The sequence below is a fragment of the Alteromonas sp. KC3 genome (assembly GCF_016756315.1).
GTDB lineage: Bacteria > Pseudomonadota > Gammaproteobacteria > Enterobacterales > Alteromonadaceae > Alteromonas.
On sequence record NZ_AP024235.1, the window covers coordinates 4,385,893 to 4,408,734 of the forward strand.

Annotated in this window: 23 protein-coding genes; 16 read left to right on the top strand and 7 right to left on the bottom strand. The window is 45.7% G+C overall.

Annotation, left to right across the window (positions count from 1 at the left end):
* Nucleotides 1-15 precede the first annotated feature (15 nt).
* The 3 genes from JN178_RS19325 to hslR all read right to left on the bottom strand — a co-directional run bounded on the left by JN178_RS19325 (nucleotide 16) and on the right by hslR (nucleotide 3,397).
* A complete protein-coding gene (locus tag JN178_RS19325) occupies nucleotides 16-1,578 on the bottom strand; it encodes a phosphoenolpyruvate carboxykinase (protein WP_202262907.1) in 1,563 nt (520 codons plus the stop codon).
* A 491-nt stretch (nucleotides 1,579-2,069) separates the two neighbouring features.
* On the bottom strand, nucleotides 2,070-2,969 hold the full coding sequence (hslO, locus tag JN178_RS19330) for an Hsp33 family molecular chaperone HslO (RefSeq protein ID WP_159625588.1): 900 nt from the start codon (nucleotides 2,967-2,969) through the stop codon (nucleotides 2,070-2,072).
* Between the two features lie 23 nt (nucleotides 2,970-2,992).
* Nucleotides 2,993-3,397 carry a ribosome-associated heat shock protein Hsp15 gene (hslR, locus tag JN178_RS19335; protein ID WP_159625586.1) on the bottom strand — a complete coding sequence of 135 codons (405 nt, stop codon included), beginning with the start codon at nucleotides 3,395-3,397 and terminating at the stop codon, nucleotides 2,993-2,995.
* Between the two features lie 129 nt (nucleotides 3,398-3,526).
* Between hslR and gspC the strand changes: the two genes are divergently transcribed.
* The 13 genes from gspC to JN178_RS19400 all read left to right on the top strand — a co-directional run bounded on the left by gspC (nucleotide 3,527) and on the right by JN178_RS19400 (nucleotide 16,460).
* Nucleotides 3,527-4,459, top strand: coding sequence for a type II secretion system protein GspC (gene gspC / locus JN178_RS19340; RefSeq protein WP_202262908.1), 933 nt, complete (start codon nucleotides 3,527-3,529; stop codon nucleotides 4,457-4,459).
* 91 nt (nucleotides 4,460-4,550) lie between these two features.
* Nucleotides 4,551-6,596, top strand: a complete 2,046-nt coding sequence (gene gspD / locus JN178_RS19345) for a type II secretion system secretin GspD (RefSeq protein WP_202262909.1) — start codon at nucleotides 4,551-4,553, stop codon at nucleotides 6,594-6,596.
* A gap of 1 nt (nucleotide 6,597) precedes the next feature.
* Nucleotides 6,598-8,163, top strand: a complete 1,566-nt coding sequence (gspE, locus tag JN178_RS19350; protein ID WP_269752171.1) for a type II secretion system ATPase GspE — start codon at nucleotides 6,598-6,600, stop codon at nucleotides 8,161-8,163.
* The gene (gene gspF, locus JN178_RS19355; protein ID WP_202262910.1) at nucleotides 8,164-9,390 is read left to right on the top strand and encodes a type II secretion system inner membrane protein GspF; all 1,227 of its coding nucleotides are present in this window, start codon (nucleotides 8,164-8,166) and stop codon (nucleotides 9,388-9,390) included. It begins immediately after the preceding gene.
* Complete coding sequence (gene gspG / locus JN178_RS19360) at nucleotides 9,390-9,824, top strand: type II secretion system major pseudopilin GspG (RefSeq protein WP_202262911.1); 435 nt, start codon at nucleotides 9,390-9,392, stop codon at nucleotides 9,822-9,824. The genes gspF and gspG overlap by 1 nt, the downstream gene beginning before the upstream one ends.
* 9 nt (nucleotides 9,825-9,833) lie before the next feature.
* A complete protein-coding gene (gene gspH / locus JN178_RS19365; protein ID WP_202262912.1) occupies nucleotides 9,834-10,460 on the top strand; it encodes a type II secretion system minor pseudopilin GspH in 627 nt (208 codons plus the stop codon).
* Entirely contained in the window at nucleotides 10,460-10,855 is a 396-nt protein-coding gene (gspI, locus tag JN178_RS19370) for a type II secretion system minor pseudopilin GspI (protein ID WP_202262913.1), read from the top strand. The genes gspH and gspI overlap by 1 nt, the downstream gene beginning before the upstream one ends.
* A gap of 3 nt (nucleotides 10,856-10,858) precedes the next feature.
* Nucleotides 10,859-11,491, top strand: a complete 633-nt coding sequence (gene gspJ / locus JN178_RS19375) for a type II secretion system minor pseudopilin GspJ (RefSeq protein WP_202262914.1) — start codon at nucleotides 10,859-10,861, stop codon at nucleotides 11,489-11,491.
* Entirely contained in the window at nucleotides 11,488-12,525 is a 1,038-nt protein-coding gene (gene gspK / locus JN178_RS19380; protein ID WP_202262915.1) for a type II secretion system minor pseudopilin GspK, read from the top strand. The genes gspJ and gspK overlap by 4 nt, the downstream gene beginning before the upstream one ends.
* Complete coding sequence (gene gspL, locus JN178_RS19385; RefSeq protein WP_202262916.1) at nucleotides 12,525-13,724, top strand: type II secretion system protein GspL; 1,200 nt, start codon at nucleotides 12,525-12,527, stop codon at nucleotides 13,722-13,724. The genes gspK and gspL overlap by 1 nt, the downstream gene beginning before the upstream one ends.
* Complete coding sequence (gene gspM / locus JN178_RS19390) at nucleotides 13,721-14,200, top strand: type II secretion system protein GspM (protein WP_159625567.1); 480 nt, start codon at nucleotides 13,721-13,723, stop codon at nucleotides 14,198-14,200. The genes gspL and gspM overlap by 4 nt, the downstream gene beginning before the upstream one ends.
* A complete protein-coding gene (locus JN178_RS19395; protein WP_202262917.1) occupies nucleotides 14,197-14,952 on the top strand; it encodes a type II secretion system protein N in 756 nt (251 codons plus the stop codon). The genes gspM and JN178_RS19395 overlap by 4 nt, the downstream gene beginning before the upstream one ends.
* A gap of 74 nt (nucleotides 14,953-15,026) precedes the next feature.
* Nucleotides 15,027-16,460: a YdgA family protein gene (locus JN178_RS19400; protein WP_202262918.1), complete on the top strand. Its 1,434-nt coding sequence runs from the start codon at nucleotides 15,027-15,029 to the stop codon at nucleotides 16,458-16,460.
* Nucleotides 16,461-16,496: 36 nt separating this feature from the next.
* Here the strand turns inward: JN178_RS19400 and JN178_RS19405 are convergent, their stop codons facing one another.
* The 4 genes from JN178_RS19405 to yrfG all read right to left on the bottom strand — a co-directional run bounded on the left by JN178_RS19405 (nucleotide 16,497) and on the right by yrfG (nucleotide 20,584).
* Entirely contained in the window at nucleotides 16,497-17,546 is a 1,050-nt protein-coding gene (locus JN178_RS19405; protein ID WP_202262919.1) for an MBL fold metallo-hydrolase, read from the bottom strand.
* A 150-nt stretch (nucleotides 17,547-17,696) separates the two neighbouring features.
* A complete protein-coding gene (locus JN178_RS19410; protein WP_202262920.1) occupies nucleotides 17,697-19,091 on the bottom strand; it encodes an NAD-dependent succinate-semialdehyde dehydrogenase in 1,395 nt (464 codons plus the stop codon).
* Between the two features lie 230 nt (nucleotides 19,092-19,321).
* On the bottom strand, nucleotides 19,322-19,867 hold the full coding sequence (gene yjjX / locus JN178_RS19415) for an inosine/xanthosine triphosphatase (RefSeq protein ID WP_159625557.1): 546 nt from the start codon (nucleotides 19,865-19,867) through the stop codon (nucleotides 19,322-19,324).
* Between the two features lie 12 nt (nucleotides 19,868-19,879).
* The gene (yrfG, locus tag JN178_RS19420; RefSeq protein ID WP_202262921.1) at nucleotides 19,880-20,584 is read right to left on the bottom strand and encodes a GMP/IMP nucleotidase; all 705 of its coding nucleotides are present in this window, start codon (nucleotides 20,582-20,584) and stop codon (nucleotides 19,880-19,882) included.
* Between the two features lie 129 nt (nucleotides 20,585-20,713).
* Here yrfG and nudE point away from each other — a divergent pair, with 129 nt between their 5' ends.
* From nudE to JN178_RS19435, 3 genes are all read left to right on the top strand, one after another.
* Nucleotides 20,714-21,277: an ADP compounds hydrolase NudE gene (nudE, locus tag JN178_RS19425; RefSeq protein ID WP_202262922.1), complete on the top strand. Its 564-nt coding sequence runs from the start codon at nucleotides 20,714-20,716 to the stop codon at nucleotides 21,275-21,277.
* A gap of 3 nt (nucleotides 21,278-21,280) precedes the next feature.
* A complete protein-coding gene (gene cysQ / locus JN178_RS19430) occupies nucleotides 21,281-22,126 on the top strand; it encodes a 3'(2'),5'-bisphosphate nucleotidase CysQ (RefSeq protein WP_202262923.1) in 846 nt (281 codons plus the stop codon).
* A 131-nt stretch (nucleotides 22,127-22,257) separates the two neighbouring features.
* Nucleotides 22,258-22,842, top strand: coding sequence for a YceI family protein (locus tag JN178_RS19435; protein WP_202262924.1), 585 nt, complete (start codon nucleotides 22,258-22,260; stop codon nucleotides 22,840-22,842).

Sequence of the window (22,842 nt, forward strand, 5' to 3'; positions counted from 1 at the left end):
GGCAGAACCGATTAACTAGTTACCCGGTCCAGCTTTAACGATAGCGTCGCTAACGTCGTATTTTTCAAAATTTTGCTTAAAGTCGTTAACTAAGTTAGCGGCATACTCTTCGTATTTCGCTTTATCAGCCCACGTGTTTTGAGGCACGAGTAAGTTGCTATCAACCCCTTCAACAGCCACAGGTACATCAAGGTTCAATGCGTCAATATGCTGCGTTTCTACATCAGCTAGTTTGCCAGAAACAATAGCGTCGATAATGGCACGAGTGGTAGGGATATCGAAACGGCTACCGGTGCCGTAAGGACCACCAGTCCAGCCAGTATTGACCAAATATACTTTTGCACCAAAGGCTTTAACGCGCTTGATCAGTAGCTCAGCATAAACACCTGCAGGGCGAGGGAAGAACGGTGCACCAAAACATGTTGAGAAGGTAGACTCGATATCGCTGGTTGACCCGATTTCCGTAGAACCTACTTTAGCGGTATAACCGCTTAGGAAATGATAAGCAGCCGCTTCTTCGCTAAGTACAGACACAGGAGGAAGTACACCACTTACATCACAGGTAAGAAATACGACAGAGCGAGGTTCGCCACCGCGGTTTTCAGCTACGCGTTTTTCAATGTGCTCAAGTGGGTATGCGGCACGTGAATTTTGCGTAAGGCTGGTATCTGTGTAGTCAGGCGTGCGCGTGTCATCAAGTACTACGTTTTCCAAGATAGTACCGAATTTAATCGCATTCCAAATTACGGGCTCATTTTTCTGCGACAGGTCGATACACTTAGCGTAACAGCCACCTTCAATGTTAAACACACTACCAGGTGCCCAACCGTGTTCGTCATCGCCAATTAAGAAACGCTTTGGATCAGCTGACAAGGTCGTTTTACCTGTACCAGACAAACCAAAAAATAGGGTTACATCACCTTCTTCACCCACGTTAGCAGAGCAGTGCATTGGCAATACGTCTTTTGCTGGTAGTAGGAAGTTTTGTACCGAGAACATGGCCTTTTTCATTTCACCCGCGTAGCGCATACCCGCAATAAGAACACGCTTTTTGGCAAAGTTAATAATGACCGTACCGTCACTGTTTGTACCGTCGCGCTCTGGCTCACAGGTAAACCCTGGTACGTTAAGAATTTGCCAAGGTTGGTCGCCTTTTACATTCCACGTTTCAGGAATAATAAATAGGTTGCGCGCAAACACGTGCTGCCATGCAGTTTGTGTTCTTACTTCTAGTGAAAGCGCATGCTCTGGGTCTGAGCCTACTTGAAGGTGTGATAGAAAGTGTTCTTGTGTTGAAAGATACGCCTCAACGCGATCCCACAGGGCGTCAAATTTATCTGCATCGAAGGGCTTGTTTACCTTACCCCAATCAATATCGTTTTCTGTTGTGGCTTCTTTAACAATGAATCGGTCGTTTGGTGAACGGCCGGTACGCTTACCTGTTTCAACAACAAGTGCACCGTTTTTGTCTAGTACGCCTTCACCACGCTTTACTGCGCGTTCGATAAGCTCTGCATTAGACAGGTCAGTGAGTGGAGTTACTTTCAGATCCGTTTGAAGTGAGGCTGCTGCAGTCATGACTGTTACCCTATATGTAATTTTTCAAAAGCACTTTCAAAAAAGTATCACCTCAACGAGTGTAAAGTAAACAAGGGGTAAGGCGCATTTTAAAATCACATAGTCAATATTTAGCAGACTTAACTTTCATAAATATTGTAATTTAATTACAAGGAAAGGGTTTTCCTTGCATATAAATTCAAATTTTTTCACTAATGACGTGATATTGATCGATAGATTTCACAACAAAAAAAGTTGTAAGCATTATTGATTTTTTTCAAAGGTACATTCAGTTAGCGATCAGTTCAGGGTGACAAGAGGAGCAAAAGGCTTACTAGTGTTCAAAAGTTGACCACATGTGAAGTGTAAAAAACGCTTGAAGTGAGAAGCGCTGAAAAGAGGAGAGAAAAGGAAACACTGCAAGCATAGGCTTGCAATGTCTCACAATGTTGATGTCAGTTTTTACTGATTTGCGTTGCCAGTAACTAACGCACTAGCAATACACCAGCGTATTATTGGTTAGCAGGCGATGCGCCAAAATTACCACTGTGAATAGCTTCAATGTCGATGCTGTCAAAACGATACTCTGCATGACAATACTGACAATGCATTTTCACCGCGCCTTCTTCTTCAACAATAGCGAGTAGTTCTGCTTTTTCTACATGGCGTAATGCTTCTGAACTGCGCTCTTTTGAACATGTACATTTAAAAGAGACATCTTTAGCAGGAAACATCTCTACATCTTCTTGGTGGTATAAGCGATAAAGAATATCTTCTACCGTCAAAGAGAACATTTCATCTTTTGTCAGTGTTTCAGTGAGCTTAGCAATATGCGCAAACTCATTGGCTTGCGATACATCAGTCGCGCTAGCGTCGGTGGGCAGTACTTGCAGTAATACCCCAGATGCTTTCGGATCTTCAGGATTGCCCATATCAGTCATTAGATGCACACGAGTAGCAAGCTGTTCTGACTGTTCAAAGTAACCCACAATACACTCAGCTAAACTCGGCTTATCAAGTGCCACAACACCTTGGTAGCGTTCGCCTTCGTCTGGCGTAATAGTGATAACAAGCACAGCTTGTGTCAGTAATTCCGAAAAGGTTTCTGGTAATGATGCCAGTGATTCATCCCAACGGGCTACACCGCGAAAAGTCTGATCGTGCGTAGCATTAATTACCGCATAGCTTACCGGCCCCTTGCTTTGAATTTGCAGTGAGATTTCACCTTTAAATTTTAGCGTAGCAGTAAGCAAAGATGTCGCCGCCGCCATTTCACTTAGCAACGTTTGAATTTGCACAGGGTATTCGTAGCTGTGCACAATTTGCTTCAAGCTTTCGTTTAAGCGCACTAATTCGCCACGAACGTTGGCTTGGGTGAACATAAAGCGGTGTAATTTGTCGAAGTCGCTCATAAGTAATCCTGTTGCGCAGCCGCTTATTGCTGCTTAAATTTAATAATTTGTCGTCGCTGCTTTTTGTCAGGTCGGTGCTCGGGCTTTGGACTGTGAAACGCATTTATTTTACGCGCCACTTGGTTTTCTTCACGTTTTGTTACACTTTCTTGTGTTTCTTCATAAAGTGCCTGCGCCAACGGAGCGCTAAGTCGCTTATCACTTAAGCCTAGCACTTTAATTTCGCGATTATCCCAGCCAGAGGGAACTTTTATCATTGCTCCCAGCTCTACATGCTTGCCTGGCTTGGCGCGCTGTCCGTTGTAATGCACTTTACCCGACTGCACCATGTCTCGGGCGATAGCACGAGTTTTGAAGAACCTTGCGGCCCACAGCCACTTGTCCAGTCTGACATTTTGTGTTGTATTGTTGCTATCCGTTTGGCTCATGTAATAATTTCGTAATGGTGTGGCTTTAGTGTTGTGACCCCCACCTTTACTAGGCTATTATGGGTTTCGCTAAAGCGCGGTTAACCAAAAATTCACTTAATTATAAAAAGCAGTACCATCAGTGGCAGCATGACATTCAACAAACCCAACCCACATTCTCTGGTTGTTTATGTGAACCAGCACCAAAAACAGCTTAATACCCTAGTGGTGGTTCTGCTAAGCCTGTATTTAATTGCTTTTGCTGCCAAAACGCTTTGGCGAATTATACCTGAACCTCAGCTATCTGCGACACCTGTTGTTGCCCGTACGCCAGTAGTTTCTTCGCCGTCAGGGCAAAATGGGGTCAACCTACGCAAAATACAACAGCTTAATTTATTCGGTGACGCCGCGGCTGCCCCAAAAGTAGAGGCCGTCGTTGAAGTCACCGATGCACCTGAAACGCGCTTAAACCTTACGCTTACAGGGGTTGTTGCAAGTTCTGAGCAAGACTCAGGTACTGCAATTATAGAAAATCGTGGAAGCCAAGCGGTATACGGGTTGGGTGAAAAAATTGAAGGCACTAATGCCACATTACAAAAAGTCTATAACGACCGCGTAATTATTCGAAACGGGGCGCGCAACGAAACACTGATGCTTGACGGTATCGACTACGAAGAAGCTAATCGACGCCGCGAACAACTTGCACGCCAGCGTCCACGCGCTGAAGATGACTACGAGAATAACGACGAAGATAGCAGAGAGCTCAGTGAAGAAGCCCTTGAAGCCACTGCCGCCTTGCGCGAAAGCCCTGCTAGCTTTACCGATTTTATTTCCATTTCACCGAAGACCGAAGAAGGCCAGCTTATTGGGTATCAAGTAAGCCCAGGCAAAGAGCCTGAATTGTTCAAATCGGCAGGGCTTCAAGCCGGTGATGTGATTTCACAAATTAACGGGCTCGACCTCACAGATATGCAGCAATCGCAAGAAGCGTTGTCAGAGTTACGTAACGCACAAACGATAGAATTAACGATTATTCGAGATGGTAGTTTAACTACGCTCTATTTAGATTTACCTGAGTCGTAAAAAACTAAGAAATAGATTAGCGACAATCGCAACATCAAGGTAGCTAAGACGTAGCGCACCATCGACCGATTGGGAAATGAAGGAAGTTAGAATGAAAAGGCGTACTGGCCAACAATTATTATCTCGCTTAGGCACGGCAATGTGTACCGCGCTTATGTGCTTCTCAGTGACCGCCGCTGAGTACATGCCTAATTTCAAAGACACGGATATCAACGAATTTATCAACATTGTTGGTAAGAATCTTGAGCGTACCATTATTGTCGACCCAAATGTGCGAGGCAAAATTAGCGTACGCAGTTACGATATGCTTGATGAAGATCAGTATTACCAGTTCTTCTTAAACGTGTTGCAAGTTTACGACTTTGCTGTAGTTGAAATGCCAAGTGGCATTCTAAAAGTCGTGCGCTCAAAAGATGCAAAAACCTCAAACATTCCCGTAGTAGAAGGCGCTAATCGCGACGGCGACGAGATGATCACCCGCGTTGTACCCGTTTACAACGTTCCGGTACGTGAGTTATCTCCCATATTACGTCAGTTAAACGACCAAGCCGGTGGTGGTAATGTCGTTAGCCACGACCCATCCAATGTAATGATGCTTACAGGTCGCGCGGCAGTGGTTAACCGTTTGGTTGAAATTATCGAGCGCGTTGACCGTGCGGGTGATGAGGAAGTTGAAATAGTCAAACTGCGCTATGCGTCTGCGTCAGAAATGGTGCGTATTATTGACAGCATCAATAAATCACAAGGCAAAGCCAATACTGGCGCAAAATCTGAGCCTCGCGTTGTTGCCGACGACAGAACAAACTCGGTTATCGTCAGTGGCGATATAAAAGCCCGCCAGCGTTTGATAAACCTTATTCAGCGCATGGACCAAGAGCTTGAATCCAATGGCAACACGCGCGTGCTATTTCTTAATTACGCCAAAGCCGAGGATCTTGTACAGGTTTTACAGGGCGTTTCAGCAAGTATTCAAGCAGAAGAGCAAGGTACAACAGGTAACACGCGTCGTGGCCGTTCAAGCCGCGAAGTAAGCATTGATGCCCACGAAGACTCGAATGCTATCGTTATCACCGCAGAGCCAGATATGATGCGCTCGCTAGAAGAAGTGGTAAGACAATTAGATATTCGCCGTGCTCAGGTGCAAGTTGAAGCGGTGATTGTTGAAGTCTTTGAAGGCGATGGCACTACTTTAGGTGTTCAATGGGTATCAGAAGAAGGTGGTGGTACGCAGTTTAACAACGGTGTTATCCCTGTAGGTTCATTGGCAGTTGCATTGCGTCAAGCAGAAGATAGAGAAGTAACCACAACGAATATAACCGCCAACGGTGAAGTGGTTGAATCTACCAATACCATTGAAGGTGATTTCACTAATTTAGCCAGCCTACTTGGCGGCGCAAACGGTATGATTGCCGGTATTATTGAAGATGGTTGGGGCGCAGTGATTCAAGCGGTAAGCAACGATACCAATTCAAACATTCTTGCTACGCCACACCTTACCACTATGGATAACGAAGAAGCCTTCTTTATTGTGGGTCAGGAAGTACCTATTATCACGGGTACCACCACAGGTGCTAATAACTCAAATCCATTCCAAACCGTTGACCGTCAGGAAGTAGGTATCAAGCTTAAAGTGACACCGCAAATTAATGAAGGCGATGCGGTTCAACTGCTTATCGAACAAGAGGTATCAAGTGTAAGTGGTGCAACGTCGGTTGATATTTCTATCAATAAACGTGAAATAAAAACCACCGTTATCGTTGATGATGGCGGCACAATTGTGCTTGGTGGCCTTATTGATGAAGACGTACAAGAAAGTATGTCAAAAGTACCTTTACTGGGCGACATTCCTATTTTGGGTCACTTGTTTAAAACCACGTCGACCAGCAAGCGTAAGCGCAACTTGATGGTGTTCTTAAAGCCTACTATCGTGCGTGACGCTGCGACAATGAACGCTATTAGTCATCGCAAGTACAACTACATGCGAGCCTTGCAGCTTAAGCGCCAACAAGAAGGTATCTCGTTGATGCCTTACGAAGAAACGCCAAGCATGCCGCAATGGGATGATGCACTCTCACTGCCACCTTCTTTTGAAGAGTATTTAACAGAGAAAGAAAAGCAGAAAGAAGGTAAGGACTAATATGGCAGGGCAAGGCGAACAAATTACTCAGGCTTTAGAAGCGCAGGAAGAAGCGCTAGAGGCTATGGGTGAAGAGGCAGGTATTCCTGAAGAGGAAGCGGGCCCAAAGCAGCTTTCGTTTAGTTTTGCCAAACGCAATCAAGTGCTATTGGAAACTAACGAGACGCCAGCCGTACTGTACTTTACAGAGAACACGCCCTTTGATGTGTTTGCTGAAGTACGTCGCTTTTATGGCGAGCCATTTGTACCTAAAACCATTCCTGCAGATGAATTTGAAAGCTTATTAACTAATGCGTTTCAACGTGATAGCTCAGCGGCCAAGCAGTTGATGGAAGACTTAGGCAATGAAAGTGATTTGTTTGCCCTCGCTGAAGACCTACCCGACACCGAAGACCTATTAGATAGCGAAGACGACGCCCCTATTATTAAGCTCATTAACGCTATGTTAGGCGAAGCTATCAAGGAAGGCGCGTCGGATATCCACATTGAAACCTTTGAAAACCAACTTGTGGTTAGATTCCGAGTAGACGGCGTATTGCGCGAGATTTTGCGTCCTAATCGCAAGCTATCTTCCATGTTGGTGTCGCGTATCAAAGTAATGGCGAAACTGGATATTGCTGAAAAACGCGTTCCTCAAGATGGTCGCATTACCTTGCGAATTGCTGGGCGAGCAGTGGATGTACGTGTTTCTACAATGCCATCAAGTCACGGTGAACGTGTTGTGTTGCGTTTACTTGATAAGAATAATGCACGGCTAAACCTTGAAGATTTGGGGATGACGCAGCAAAACCGTGGTCATTTCTCAACGCTTATCAGAAAGCCCCACGGCATTATTTTGGTAACTGGCCCCACAGGTTCTGGTAAAAGTACCACCTTGTACGCAGGCCTTACCGAAATAAACTCACGGGATCGCAACATTTTGACAGTTGAAGACCCCATTGAATTTGATTTACCTGGCATTGGGCAAACCCAAGTTAACCCGCGCGTAGACATGACCTTTGCACGAGGCTTACGTGCCATATTACGTCAAGACCCTGATGTGGTGATGGTCGGTGAGATTCGTGATATCGAAACCGCGCAAATAGCAGTTCAAGCCAGTTTAACGGGTCACTTAGTGTTATCGACCCTTCACACCAATACCGCAGCAGGTGCAATTACCCGTTTAGAAGATATGGGTATTGAGCCATTTTTACTCTCATCGAGTCTACTTGCAGTACTATCACAACGACTAGTAAGAACCTTGTGCCCCGATTGTAAAAAGCCACACACGCCAGATGCCTCTGAGCTTGAGATACTAGGGCAAGCAGCAACAAGTGAAACCGTTATTTACTCGCCTCACGGTTGTGCGGCGTGTAATCAAACCGGCTATCGCGGGCGTACGGGCATTCACGAGCTATTGCTCGTCGATGAAAAAGTGCGAGAAATGATGCATGAAGGGGTAGGTGAACAAGCTATTGAGCGCTACATCAGACAAAGTACCCCAAGTATTCGCGAAGACGGCTGTCGCAAAGTACTTTCAGGTGTTACCTCTCTTGAAGAAGTGCTTCGCGTTACAAGGGAAGACTAAATGGCAGCGTTTGCTTATAAGGCGCTTAATGCCAAGGGAAAAAACGCCAATGGCGTATTAGAGGGTGATAATGCTCGTCAAGTACGCCAGCAGCTGCGCGAAAAGGGGTTAATTCCCTTAGAGGTTGAACAGGTTGCCGAACGCGCGCAAAACGATGGCAAAGGTTTATCATTCAGTTTCTTTAAGCCGCGTATCTCTGCGTCTGATCTGGCGCTACTTACGCGTCAATTGGCAACATTAGTTGAATCAGCACTTCCCGTTGAGGAAGCATTGCTGGCCGTTGCTGAGCAGAGCGAAAAGCCACGTCAGAAGAACATGATGATGGCAGTAAGAAGCAAAGTTGTTGAAGGTCATGGTCTTGCTGATGCCATGAGTGAATTTCCTAGCGTGTTTGATGAATTGTATCGCGCCATGGTGGCAGCTGGGGAAAAATCAGGACACCTCGACACCGTATTAAATCGCTTGGCCGACTATACGGAGCGCCGCCAACAAACCCGCAGTCAAATTTCTCAAGCCCTTATCTACCCGTCACTGATGCTGTTTTTCGCGGTAGGTATTATTGTGATGTTACTGACCATAGTGGTGCCTAAAATTGTGGGGCAATTTACTAACTCCGGGCAGGAGCTCCCTACCATTACTAAGCTACTTATCGCCATTAGTGAGTGGATGCAAAACTACGGGCTGTTTTTGTTTATGGCCATCGTGTTGCTTATTGTAGTGATGCAACGGGTATTACAACAAAAACACATGAAACTACGCTATCACAAACTGTTACTTAAACTGCCATTAATCGGCAAAGTATCGCGAGGAATGAATACCGCGCGTTTTGCTCGCACGTTAAGTATATTAAGTGCCAGTGCAGTGCCGCTACTCGAGGCTATGCGCATTTCTGGTGATGTATTAGAAAATCAGCACATAAAAAATCAGGTGTCTGACGCCGCGGTTAACGTAAAAGAAGGCAGTAGCCTGCGTGCCGCGTTAGATAATACAAAAATGTTTCCACCAATGATGATGCACATGATTGCATCAGGTGAAAAGTCGGGCGAGCTTCAGCAAATGCTCACTCGCGCGGCAGATAATCAGGATAGGGAATTCGAAGCGCTTATTGGTGTCTCACTCAAGGTATTTGAACCCTTACTTATTGTATCGATGGCAGGCATTGTTCTGTTTATCGTAATGGCAATATTGCAGCCAATTCTAGCATTGAACAACATGGTGAATATTTAATGAAAACTCTACGTCGCAGTTCCGGATTTAGTTTGATTGAAGTAATGGTTGTACTTCTAATCATTGGCATAATGGCCGCAATGATCGCGCCTAATGTTATTGGCAGCGGTGAAGAAGCCAAACGCCAAAAAGCAGCGGTAGACATTCAAACGCTCAAAGGTGCGCTACAAATGTACAAGTTGCGCAATAACCGTTATCCAACGACCGAGCAAGGGCTTGAGTCATTGGTAAGTGCGCCTACTATCGAGCCAATTCCGCGTAACTACCCTGAAGGTGGCTACATCGATCGTCTTCCAGAAGATCCATGGGGCAACCCTTACGCATTGATTAGTCCAGGAGAGTTGGGCGAAATTGACATTTTCTCTAATGGTCCTGATGGCGAACCAGGTACTGATGACGATATCGGTAACTGGAATATTGACGAGTACCTTTAAGGCATAGCAATGCACAGGCCAAGCAGTATACATAGCAAACATTCGGGCTTTACCCTTATTGAGGTTATGGTTGTACTGCTGCTTATTGGTTTGGCTGCGGGGTATGTAATGTACAACGCCTTTGGTTCAAGCCAAGCGGATTTATTGAAAAGTCAGGCCCAACGCTTACAAGTACTTACTGACATGGCCAGTGACTACGCCGTGCTAAACCAAAGACAACTGGGTATTCGCTTCGAACACGATAAGCACGAGTACTATTTTGTCTATTTGGACGATGAAGATAAGTGGCAACGTTTAGACGATGAAGAAATGTATGCCACTCACACCTTGCCAGAGCCCTTTACATTCACCCTAAACTTGGATGATTTACCCTGGGATGTAGAAGAGCGCCTGTTTGACAGAGATTTGTTTGACGAAAATCTCAGTGTGTCTGAAGAGGGAGTAGATATTGGCAATGAAGAAGATAAGTTGTTACCGCCACCGCAAGTCTTAATTATGTCGAGCGGCGAAATTACGCCTTTCACATTGTCGTTTAATTACGAGGGAGACTTTGACGAAGAGGCGGTATATTACAGCTTACAGAATCAAGAACTACCACCACTTTCCTTAGAAGGTCCTTTGGAGCGTCCACTGTGATGCGGTGTTCCCCAACTCGTCAGCGCGCAACGGGCTTTACGTTAATTGAAGTCATGGTAGCGCTGTCTATTTTCGCACTGGCAGGCACAGCTATCTTAAAGGCAGCCAGCGAACACCTTTCTAGCATAGGACAAATTGAGTCGGTTACCTTTGCCAATTGGGTTGCCAGCAATCGGTTAAATCAGCTTCAGCTGGAAACAACGTGGCCACCCAAAAATAACGTTAAGGGCAATATGGAAATGGCCGATCGCACTTGGTATTGGAAGCAAACCGTTACTAAAACAAATGACGACGACCTGCGTTCCGTAACCATTTTCGTGGGTGAAGACAAAACCTATAACGACTCTGTTACGTCAGTAACGACGTTTGTTGCTAAGCCAACAGGCGGTAGTTAAGTTATGGGCAAGCAACGCGGGTTTACCCTTATCGAGGTGCTAATTGCCATGGCTATTTTTGCCATGATCGGACTTGCCTCTACCGCCATTTTAACCACAGTAATAGATAGTAACGAACTGTCAGAAGAACGCTTTGTAAAACTGCAGTTGCTTCAACGTGCCATGACGACTATTGAACGGGATATTAAACAAGCGGTTCCTCGTCCCGTTCGCGTAAACGGTGAAAAGCAAAGTATCGTGATGGCGGGCGGAGAAATAGGCGATAGCGACGATGATGGTATTGGTTTTGTGCGTACAGGCTGGCACAACCCACAACTCATGTTACCTCGCAGTACCCTTCAATATGTTGCGTACCGATTACGCGAAGATAGGCTAGAGCGCCTCTATGGTAACTACGTCGACAATGTCATTGGTTACGAACCTAAGATACGTGTACTGCTTGAGGGCATAGAAAGCTTTAAAGTGGAGTTTGTGGCGGCCACAAATAGCACATCGTCGGTAAAGGAAAGCGATGATTTAACCTGGAGTGAAAGCTATAAAGGCGAGAAACTCCCACGCGCCGTAGCCATCGAATTTGTCAGTGTAGATTTTGGCAAAATTCGCCGCGAATTTGTGTTAACCACAGGTGGTCAATGAAAAACGGCTTCGTAAAACAGCGCCCAGTTCAGCCATCATCACTACCTAAGCAACAGGGGGTAGCGCTAATTATCGTGTTAATGGTTGTCGCCCTTGTAGCAGTGCTCGCCACCGAAATGGGTACGCGCTTACAACTTCAAATACAGCGCACCATGAACCTAAAAGACAATAACCAAGCCTACTGGTATGCGCTTGGCGCTGAGGCCTTTGCGCGCAAATCTATTCAAACCCTTATCACCGAAACACCTGATGTTATTTCACTGGATCAGCCGTGGGCGCAAGAATTTAGTTATCCGTTAGAAAATGGTGGGCTTACGGCAAACTTAGAAGATTTGCAGTCATGTTTTAATCTTAACGCTATTTTAGCAGGTGCTAGTAGCAGCAATTCAAACGCCAATGGCAATGCTAATCAAACAGAGGCCATGGAAGCCTTTCATACCATGTTGCTGGCGCTCAATATTGATGAGCTTGACGCCTATACCGCCAATACCATTCGAGATAGCCTGGCCGACTGGGTAGACGATGATGATTTTCCGCGCAGTTATGGCGCTGAAGACAGTGAATATGAGTCTCGCGAGTTTCCCTATTTAGCCGCGAATGGATTACTGGCATCAAAAAGCGAATTGCGTATTATAAACGGTGTGTCTGCCAATTGGTTACGCGCGCTGATGCCGCTAGTGTGCGTAGTTCCTGAGAGCACAGACCTTAAAATTAACGTCAATACACTTGATGAAAAAGATATTCCGCTATTAATGGGGTTAACTGGGTTAGATAATCAACAAGCATCTAGCCTGATTAGCAGCCGTCCAGAAGGCGGCTGGGATGAAGTAAACGACTTTTTAAATGATCCAGTGATCACAGCATTGAATTTGTCTAACACCCGTTTAGACTGGTTCGACGTGAAAACTGCGTATTTTATGTTGCACACAAAAACACAGTACAACAAAGCAACTTTTAAGCTTTCCACCGTGTTTCACGTGAGCACCGACAATGGTGTTAGCATAGTGAGCCGCGAGTTCGGGGGAACCTATTGATGGAACAATTATTGGTGCGATTGGGCGCCAACCATGCCGATCCAATTAGTTGGTTGGTGTATTCACAAACTGAGAATGAAATTATCGCGTCGGGTGAATTACCTGATGCCGATGCACTATCAACGCTAAAAGAGCGTGCGGGTCACCGTGCGGTTATTGCATTGGCGCCTAGCAGTGACATCTTGCTTAAGTGGGTCACTTTACCACCTCGTGCGGGTCGTAAGATTTTATCAGCCATTCCATTTATGCTTGAAGACGAACTCGCCACCGATATTAGTCAGCAGTTTTTTGCCATTGGCCCTAAAAAAGGCGATGAACAAGCAGTAGCCATTGTCAGCCACGAAAAAATGCAGCAATGGCAGCAATGGTTAAGTGAGGCAGGTCTGTTTTGCGACACAATTATTCCTGATGTGTTGGCGGTGCCTGTTACCGAACAAGGTTGGTCTGTGCTGACATTGGGTGAACAATTACTGGTGCGCCAAGATACCTTCAAAGGCGTACAAGGCGAGCAAACCTGGCTATTGCCTACACTTGCTCATTTCACTGCGCAGCAGGAGTCAGTGGTTACTATCACTAACTATGCCGGTATCGACTTAGCGATATTGCCTAATATTCAAGAGGCACAAGCGCCGTTAGAATTGCCTATGCAGGTTCTCGCGAAAGAAGCCATGCAATCACAATTTAATCTGTGCCAAGGCGAGTACAAAATTAAGCGTAAGCGCAGTGGCGCATTATCGCAGTGGCGCGTAGCTGCGGTACTCGCTGTGCTTGTACTGTGTACTAGCTTAATTGATAAATCGGTGACGCTTTATCAGCTTTCAGCGCAAAACGACGCGTTGAGCGCCGATATTGATAAAACGGTAAAGGCAGGGTTCCCCAATATTGGCACGTACCGCAACGTTAAATTAAAGCTACAAAGCGAATTAGCAAAGCTGGAACAAGGTGGCGGGAATGCTTCTATGTTGGTCATGTTAGATCAATTAGCTTCAGCCTTTTCATCAACGGGTGTTAAGCCGCAGACGTTGCGTTTTGACGCCAGCCGCACTGAAATTCGCATTCAAGCACAAGGCAAAAACTTTGAAGCGCTTGAACAGTTTAAACGCACAGCAGAAAACGCAGGCTTTGTGGTAGAACAAGGCGCTATTAACAACCGCGACAATGGCGTGGTAGGTACAGTGTCTATTAGGAGTACCTCATGAACGCATTATTAGAAAGGTATAAAGCGCTAACCGAGCGCGAGCAAAAATTAGTATTAGTGTCAGCGGTTGTGATGGTAATCGCACTATTTTATTTTGCCGTTTGGGCGCCACTTAACAGTGCCATCGACCAGCAAAAGAAGCTGCTTGATAACCAACAGTCGTTACTTGTCTGGGTTAAAGATAGCGCTGCCCGTGCGCAGCAACTAAGACGCAGTACGAGTGGTCAGCGTGCGTTTTCAGGCTCGCTACCACAGGCCGTGAATCGCACCACCAGCCAACACAATATTGAAGTATCTCGCATGCAGCCACAGGGAGATGAATTACAAGTGTGGGTTGACCAAGCCGCGTTCAACAATGTGCTTGAATGGTTAAAAGCCATGGAGAGTATGGGTGTCGTAATTCTACAAGCTGATATTGCAGAAGCTGATGCTGCAGGCCATATCAAGATCCGTCGTTTACAGTTAGGAAAAGCATGAAGTCAAAAGTCTTTTGGATTTTAGGTGCCATCGTTGCCTTTTTCATTTTTGCCATTGCTTATATGCCAGCGTCTCAAGTACTTGGCCGCGTAGACTTACCCAAAGGCATATCAGTAGATAAGGTCAGCGGCACACTGTTTGAAGGTAAGGCTCAAACTGTTGTGGTTAACGGGCTACCCGTAAACAACGTAAAATGGCAACTCAGCCCGCTTGCGCTATTTGTGGGTCAAATTAGATTAGATGTAAAAGCCGGTAATATTCGCGAAAAAAACGACATTGCATTTGAAGGCCCAATTAAAACCGGGTTGTTCAGCCAATCGTCGATAAGCACACAAGACTTCACTTTGTATTTACCGGTTGACCGTGTTATTGCTCAGGTGCGCTTGCCTTTGCCCGTTAATGCAGGCGGTCGTTTTAAAGTGAAACTGGACGAGCTAACCTTCGGTCCCACGTGCCAAGCCTTAAATGGAACAGGAGACTGGCTTAACGCCACCGTTGCCGGTACCCAAGGTCCAATTGATTTTGGTACGTATTCCGCCAAGCTGCGCTGTGAAGGCGATGATATTGGCATAACCGTTAGCGAGCCGAACCTGCTTGGTCTTTCGATGGATGCCGTGGTTGCACCTTCATTTAAGAAAGTGAATGTCAGTGGTAAATTTAAACCAGATGAAAGTTTACCTGACGAGGTACACCAAGCATCTCGATTATTTGGTACGCCTGATGCTAGTGGCTATATCGCTATCAAACTTTAAAATAACTAAAATACTCTTATGCCATTGCATATTTGCAAGGGCATGCGGAAATTGATTCAACAAAGGATTGTACAATGAACAAACCTCTCTTAATTGGCGGTGGCTTAACACTCGCTGCTCTTGCCATTTCACCTTATTTCATCGGCAACGGTTTACAAGACCGTGTAAACACAGCGATTGATGCCGTTAATGAACAAGTGGTTTACCAAGCCAGCATTGCTTCGTACGACAAAGGCTGGTTTAGCTCTCGTGCAGAAATAGACGTTGCCATCGATTTGGCGGCATTAATGTCGGCACAACAAGTCGACCTTGACGACACACTGCCCGACGGCAACCCCACCGTAAAAGTAACGCTAACTGCAAACCATGGTCCTGTGTACTTTGGTGACGGGGTAGGCATTGGTAAGGTGCACTATACCGTTTCAGTTGATGGCAGTGAACTGCGCGAGTATGCATCGTGGGATGAAACACAAGCTATTTACTTGAACGAAGGCGTAGCGGGGCTGTTTGGCGGTCTAACTTATCGAGACGAAATCCCGGCCTTTAGCGCAACCAGTGACGAAGATGGTACAACATTAAGCTTTTCGGGTTATAAAGGCGAGGCCACACAGCAAGGCGATAATATAGTTTATATCGCGTCGAGTGATGAGTTTACTGTCAAGGGCCCAGCACTCAACATGGAAATGGCTAATATTTCTGTGAACGCCCAATACGCAGGCGATATTATCGCCGCTATGAAAGGCGAGCTGTTCGATTCCGAATTGGCGCTGAAAATTGCCACTATGTCCTTTACAGACTTTGAAACGAATAGTGATGTTGCAATCAAAGACATTACATTCAGCGCCGATACCGATGTGAACAAACAAACGAACTTGGCGAATGTGTACGTAGAGTATGGTGTGGGCGAGCTAAATGGCCCGGACATAGATGCATCAGACATGACTCTTGGTGTCGCGGTAAATAACTTGCAGCTTGATTTTATCCGCGCATACCAAGATTTCAGTAATGCAACCTTACTGATGCCCGCTGAAGAAGTGCCAGCAAAAATGATGGCGTTTGTTCAAGACAACCTGCTTACGCAACTTAAAACTGAGCCAGAGATAAATATTACCAAGCTAACCGCAACGGTTCCTGAAGGGTCGTTCAGCGCTCATGCTAATACAAAATTAGTAGGAATTACTGCCTTACCTGGCACATTAGAAGATGTGGGCTATTGGGTGAGTCACTTACTTGCCGATGCAACGATTACCGCAGATAAAGCGTTTGCTGAGAGTATGATGTCAGGCTATATGATGGGACAAATATTGGCGAACCCTCAAGCCCAAGGCATGAGCCCTGAAGAAATACAGGCGGCTGCCGATCAGCAAGCGCCAATGATGATTAATTCTTTTGCACAACAAGGGTTAATAAAAGTCACTGAAGACGGTTACGAGACACAATTAACCCTTAAAGATGGCAAAGCCAACGTTAATGGCACTCCCATACCGTTGCCATTTGCACCTCAATAAACGTTGAGCGCTAGTACGCCTTAATCATGGTGAACATTACTCTTGGTCAAGGGTAATGTTCATCAGTTCTACTGCGCTGTATACCCTTCCTGGTGCCACTACAGTAATAGCTTCATTTAGCGCTGCCAACCCTGGCTCACTGCGTTTCATAATATGAGATAGCAATATTCGCTTAGCTTTCGATTGGGTGGCAATCGCAATCAGCTGCTTTGGTGTCATGTGCAAATTTTTAGCAACCCCACCTGCGTTATCGTCAATGGCATTATGTAACACTAAAAGGTCAGCACCGTTAGCAAACTCAGCGAGTGTATTGGCCTTGTCATTAGTATCACCAGAAAATACAACCTCACAGCCATTTACCTTTACTTTCCATGCAAGGGCCGGAATGGGACCGTGATGAACTGAAAGCGCCTCTAGGCTTATAGCATCATTAAGTGAAACGGTGAACGGTGACTGTAATGACGCTGATAGTGATACCGAAGTAGGTCGAATGGTGTAGTCGTCTTGTCCTTCCTTGGTATAAGAAGACAAGTAGCGATAAGCGCCATGACTGCCCAAAAGCGTTTTAAGGTAAGTCGATGTATCTGGCATAACGTCGTTGCCTTGTGGCCCGAAAATGGGTAAGTCGTTATTTCGAGAGGTGAAAAAGCTTCCCTTTACGAAGCTGGGCACATCGGCAGCGTGGTCAGTGTGTAAGTGCGACAACACCATTGCTTGGATATCGTCAAATAACGCTCCGGACGCACCAAACTGCACACTGCTGCCACTACCTGCATCAACCAAAATACGCGCACTATCGTCAACCCACACTATGTAAGCGCTTGAAGTGCGCCCATCATCCAATTCAGGACCGCCTGAACCAAGTACTTGTACCGAAACGTCGTGACACGCTTGAGCCTTTGTCACTTTATTTGGTGTAGATTCCGGCGTTCGCACATCACTATTTTCACTATACGCAACGCTAGAGAAACTCAACACGGCGCTGCACAGTGTAGTGACGAGCAAATTATTTAGTGCCCTGTTTCGCTGCGGGCGGCACAGGCGCTTTTGTGAGTGACTTTGTGTTGTGATTCGATGTGCATGCATTATGTGGGTTCCTATTGCCATTAAGTAGGCTGCGCTTTTGCTCTTTGCCATGGGTTTACGTTTACAAGACCAGTAGACGCATGTTTTGTATTCAATAATAGGCAAAAAAGGGAGCAAGCCCCCTTTTTTACGCACATTTATGAGCGAACATTAGTGTTGATCTGACTGACTTTCTGCCACCATGATAGTTTTGATATTTACAAACTCGCGAATGCCATAACCACCGTGTTCACGTCCGTATCCACTGTCTTTCACACCACCAAAAGGTAAGTTCGGCTGGGCAAGCGAATACCCATTGATGTTCACCATCCCCGTATCAAACTCGTCTTTAGCGAGAGAAATTGCCTTTTCGGTATCAGTACTAAAGATACCGCCACCCAAACCATAGCGAGAGTCGTTGGCGACTTCCATGGCTTGTTTATCATCTCGGGCACGAATTAGTGATGCAACGGGCCCAAATAACTCGTCGTCGTAAGCAGGCATACCGGGAGTGACGTTTTCTAGTACAGTCACCGGATAGAAGTAACCGTCGGTATCAGGGACTTCGCCACCCAATGACAGCGTTGCCCCCGCTTCCAGCGATTTTTTCACTTGTTCGTGCAATTCGTCGCGTAGGTCTTCTCGCGCCATGGGCCCAAGGTCGGTATTTTCGCTGGTGGGATCTCCCACTTCTAATTTGCTGCACTGTGCAACAAACTTTTCTTTAAACTCATCGTAAACGCTATCTACAACGACAAACCGCTTTGCCGCTACACAGGTTTCACCATTGTTGATAACGCGACCTTGAATACACATTTCCACCGCATGGTCTATATCGGCATCGGCGAGTACCAAAAACGCATCGTTACTGCCTAGTTCCATCACCGTTTTCTTTGACATACTCGCAGCTTCTTTAGCGACCTCCTTGCCCACTTCATCGCTTCCCGTGAAGGTCACGCCACGTACATATTTATGCTTAATAAGGTCACTTGCCGTACTGCCATCTATCAACAGCGATTGATAAACATTTTTTGGGAAACCAGCATCTTCATACATTTGCTGAATGGCCATTGCCATACCAAATACGTTCTTGGCATGCTTAAGCACTGTCGTATTACCCGCCATTATGTTCGATGCACTGTAGCGAATAACCTGATACAAGGGGAAGTTCCATGGCTGTATACCTAAAATAACACCAATGGGTTGATAGGTAATAATTGCGCGACCGCCTTCAAAAATACGATGTTCATCTTCTAAGAACTCGGCACCGTGTTCGGCGGTATAACGACAAATTTCAGCGCACAACTGCACTTCTTGTTTTCCCTGTGCAGTCACTTTACCCATTTCTCGGGTCATTAAGCTCGCTAGGTCATCAATACGCTCTTCCATGATGTTGGCGAGGTTTTTAAATAAATCGGCACGGGTTGCAAACGATGTGCGGCGCCAATTTAGGTAAGCTTCTTGAGAGCGGGTAACGGCTTGCTCAGCATCGTCTACAGACATTAGATGATAATGATCGATCTTTTCGCCAGTAGCGGGGTTGTATGTATTCACTGTCTCACTCATTGTCACACTCCTTATTCCATGTGGTCTAAGGCAAGTGCAACTACAACGCCAAGCCGGCAAACAATTAAATCACATTAAAAACATAAGCTTATTAAATATCTAAGCAGATTTCTTAGTACAAAAAATGCGTCGATCAGGAAAAGATTACTGGTTAGGGAAAAGATTTCAGAGACACGGCTATCGATAACGCCGTGGCTCTAAATAGATTTATAGCAAAGATATACGGGCTCTTAGTCTGTATACAAATCTGGGAAATGAAATTTGGCCATAGCAAGTGTAAGGGCAACCTCGTACACACTTTGGCGCGTTGCATGATTCAAGGTTAAAAGGCCAATGGCGCCGCCCTTTTGCTTGACATTGACTGTGTCGAACAACTTATCCATTACGGTTCCCAATTCTTCACCGCGCTGCAGTGCTTGATACACACTCACGGGTAAGGGCAAGCTTGCGCTACGACTCACTGACCAATGCCCCTCATGGTAAATAGCTACATAAGCGAAGGTTGCAGGGCCATCTTCAAATACATCAACGCCTCCTTCAATCGCAACATACCACGCATCACTTAAGCCACCTTGATGATGTGCAAGCATCGCTTTTACGCGATTGATAGCGCCTAATCGGGTCTCTTCTTCCGTCATTGGCTGGTCAGCGACGCCACTTGGAACACTTATGCCTTGCGCATCAAAATCGTGCTCAAGCGTGTCAGATAAGGTATTGAGCGCTGCATTAATTTTTACCGGATTTTTTGAACCCACAAATATGGTATCAGAAAGCATGGAAAGTCCTTATTACTGGCTCTTTTTAATGACTGGGTGGGCATTGATATCATCTAACATCAAGCGATAGTCACGCACGGCAGGAAACTCGGTAATATTGCGATTGGGCAACTGACTGTCAGGGTTATCTACTGCTAACAAATGCTTAATACCAAATGTTTTCGCTGCGTTAAGAATAGGTAATGAATCATCAACAAATAAAGTACGTGACGCATCAAATTTCACACGCGCCTGCAAGCGTTGCCACAACAGTTGAGACTCTTTTGTCACACCAAATTCATGCGTTGAAATTAGGTTATCAATGTGAGCATCTAGCTGGGTATACTCTAGCTTAAGCGCCAAACTATGAGGGTGAGCATTAGTCACTAAAATCACCTCTCTCCCTGATTCATGCAGTGCCTTAAGAAAAGGTACGGTATCGTCGCGAAGCATAAGTAAATGCGACAATTCGCGTTTTAATGGCATAAATTCATTGTCTAAATCCATTTGCAGCGCCTGCGCCCAATAATCGAGGCAGTACCACTGAATTTGTCCAAATACCGCATCGTAACGCGCAGTCATGGCAGCACGGCTTTCCTCTTCAGAAATACCGCGTAATTCGGCCAATCGTTTAGGTAAATGATGTAACCAGAACTGGTTGTCATAGTGCAAATCTAACAGGGTGCCATCCATATCGAGCAGCACTGTGTCAATTTCATTCCAAGGCAGAAAGGGCAAGCGATTTTCCTCATAATGAAGTAAGCTAAAGACTACTGATCTTTGCTCGTTAAAATTGTAACGGTAAAGAACAACAGGCCCTAGATACAGATTGTATGAAAGTATGATAACAAAGTTGTAGCGAGAGACATGCCTAAAATTGATCCAAACAAACCGTTACCACAAATTCATTCTCGTGAAATCGTTGCGCAAAGCAAACTCTTCAGGGTAGAACGCCTTGACCTTGAGTTCTCTAACGGTGCCACCCGAGAATTCGAACGTATGGCTGGCGGCAACCGCGGCGCGGTTATGATTGTGCCAATGTTAGATAAAGATACCATGGTGCTTATTCGCGAATATGCAGCGGGTACACACTCCTATCAACTTGGATTCCCCAAGGGCTTAATTGATCCCGGTGAGACGGCCATTGAAGCCGCTAACCGCGAACTGCAAGAAGAAGCCAGCTTTGCGGCCAATGAGTTAGTTGAGCTGCACAAAGTGAGTATGGCGCCTACTTTCTTCAACGCGAACATGACCATTGTGTTGGCAAGAGACCTATATCCTAAGCGTTTAGAAGGCGATGAACCTGAACCACTTGAAGTCATTCACTGGCCTTTAGCCGAAGCAGATGCTTTACTTGCACGAGAGGACTTTATTGAAGCACGCTGTATTGCTGCCCTGTTTTTAGCTCAAAAGTGGTTTAAGGAACAATAAACAATGCCCGATGACGCCCATGCCGACCTTTTAGAACTTGCCAAAAAAATTGCTGTAGAAGCGGGTGAAGCTGTATTAGAAGTGTATGACAAAGGTGATTTCGACGCCTACCAGAAAGACGACGAGTCGCCTGTCACTAGTGCAGACTATCTTGCTAACGACATTATTAATAAACGCCTAAAGGCAGCAACACCTGACATTCCAATTTTGTCAGAAGAAAACAAGCATGCAAGTTTAGAAGAACGAAAGCATTGGTCGCGATATTGGCTTATTGACCCTATAGACGGCACCCAAGAGTTTATTGCCAGAAGTGGCGATTTTGCCGTGAACATTGCTCTGATTGAAAACAATGAGCCTGTAATTGGCGTTATTTTCTGGCCTCCTGGACAGTCACTCTATTACGCTGCCAAAGGCAAGGGTGCGTTTAAATCATCCCCTGATGGCGAACATCGTATTCACGTGCGCAAGTTAGACGACCCCAAAAACAGTGTCGTAATGATTGCGATTAGCCGCCGCCAATCTAGAGAAAAAGTATTAAGCAGGATGTGCGCTAAGCGGGTTTATCAAACACTGCCTCTAGGGAGTTGCTCGTTGAAAGCCTGTTTTATTGCAGAAGGTAAAGCCGACGTATTTATGCGTATTGGTGTTACCGGAGAATGGGACACCGGTGCGTCTCAGTGCATAGTTTGTGAAGCGGGAGGCAGTATATCTGCGGCAAACTTTGAGCCGCTCACTTACAATCAGCGTCATTCTCTGGAAAATCCGGATTTCGTCGTCATGGGCGATAAACGCGTGCCATGGCAAGATATCGTACAATACGATGATTTTGTAAACCCACATCAGCACTAACCCGTAGAAAACAGGTATATAGCTGGGGGGGAAACCCGCGTATAATAATGCAGTAATGTTGCTGGGCTACATTGCGCTTTAATGATCACCATCAATCGAGATGGAATCAACATGTTAAAAGGAGTAAACCTATGATGGCGACACGTATTCGTACGTTATCGGCAGCCTTGCTCGCTTGTGGGCTAGCATTTCCAGCAGCCGCAGACTGGACAATAGACAGTGACAAGAGTGCGCTGCATTTTATGTCGACAAAAAATGCGCAGGTTACTGAAGTGCATCAATTCGATAGTTTTGAAGGCAGCTTATCAGATGATGGTAAGCTAATAGTAACGGTAGACCTTTCATCGGTTAATACTGCTATTGATATTCGCAACACGCGTATGCAAGAAATGCTATTCAATGTTGCTAAATACGCTGAAGCGTCGTTTGAAGCGTCGCTGCCAGAGACCATGACAAACCTTGAAACAGGCGATGTAGTATCAGGTAAAGTAGACGGTATTCTCATGCTTCATGGTAAGGCCGTCCCTACAAGTTTTTCAATTACCGCCAGTAAAGTCAGCGACGATACCATTAGCGTTTCTACCTCTGAGCCTACGTTAGTGAAGGCAGAAGCATTCGGCCTTGCTGATGGCGTTGCTGCCTTGCAAAAAGTCGCAGGCCTTAACAGTATTACGACAACCGTTCCGGTGACTTTTTCGGTTACCTTCAACCAGTAA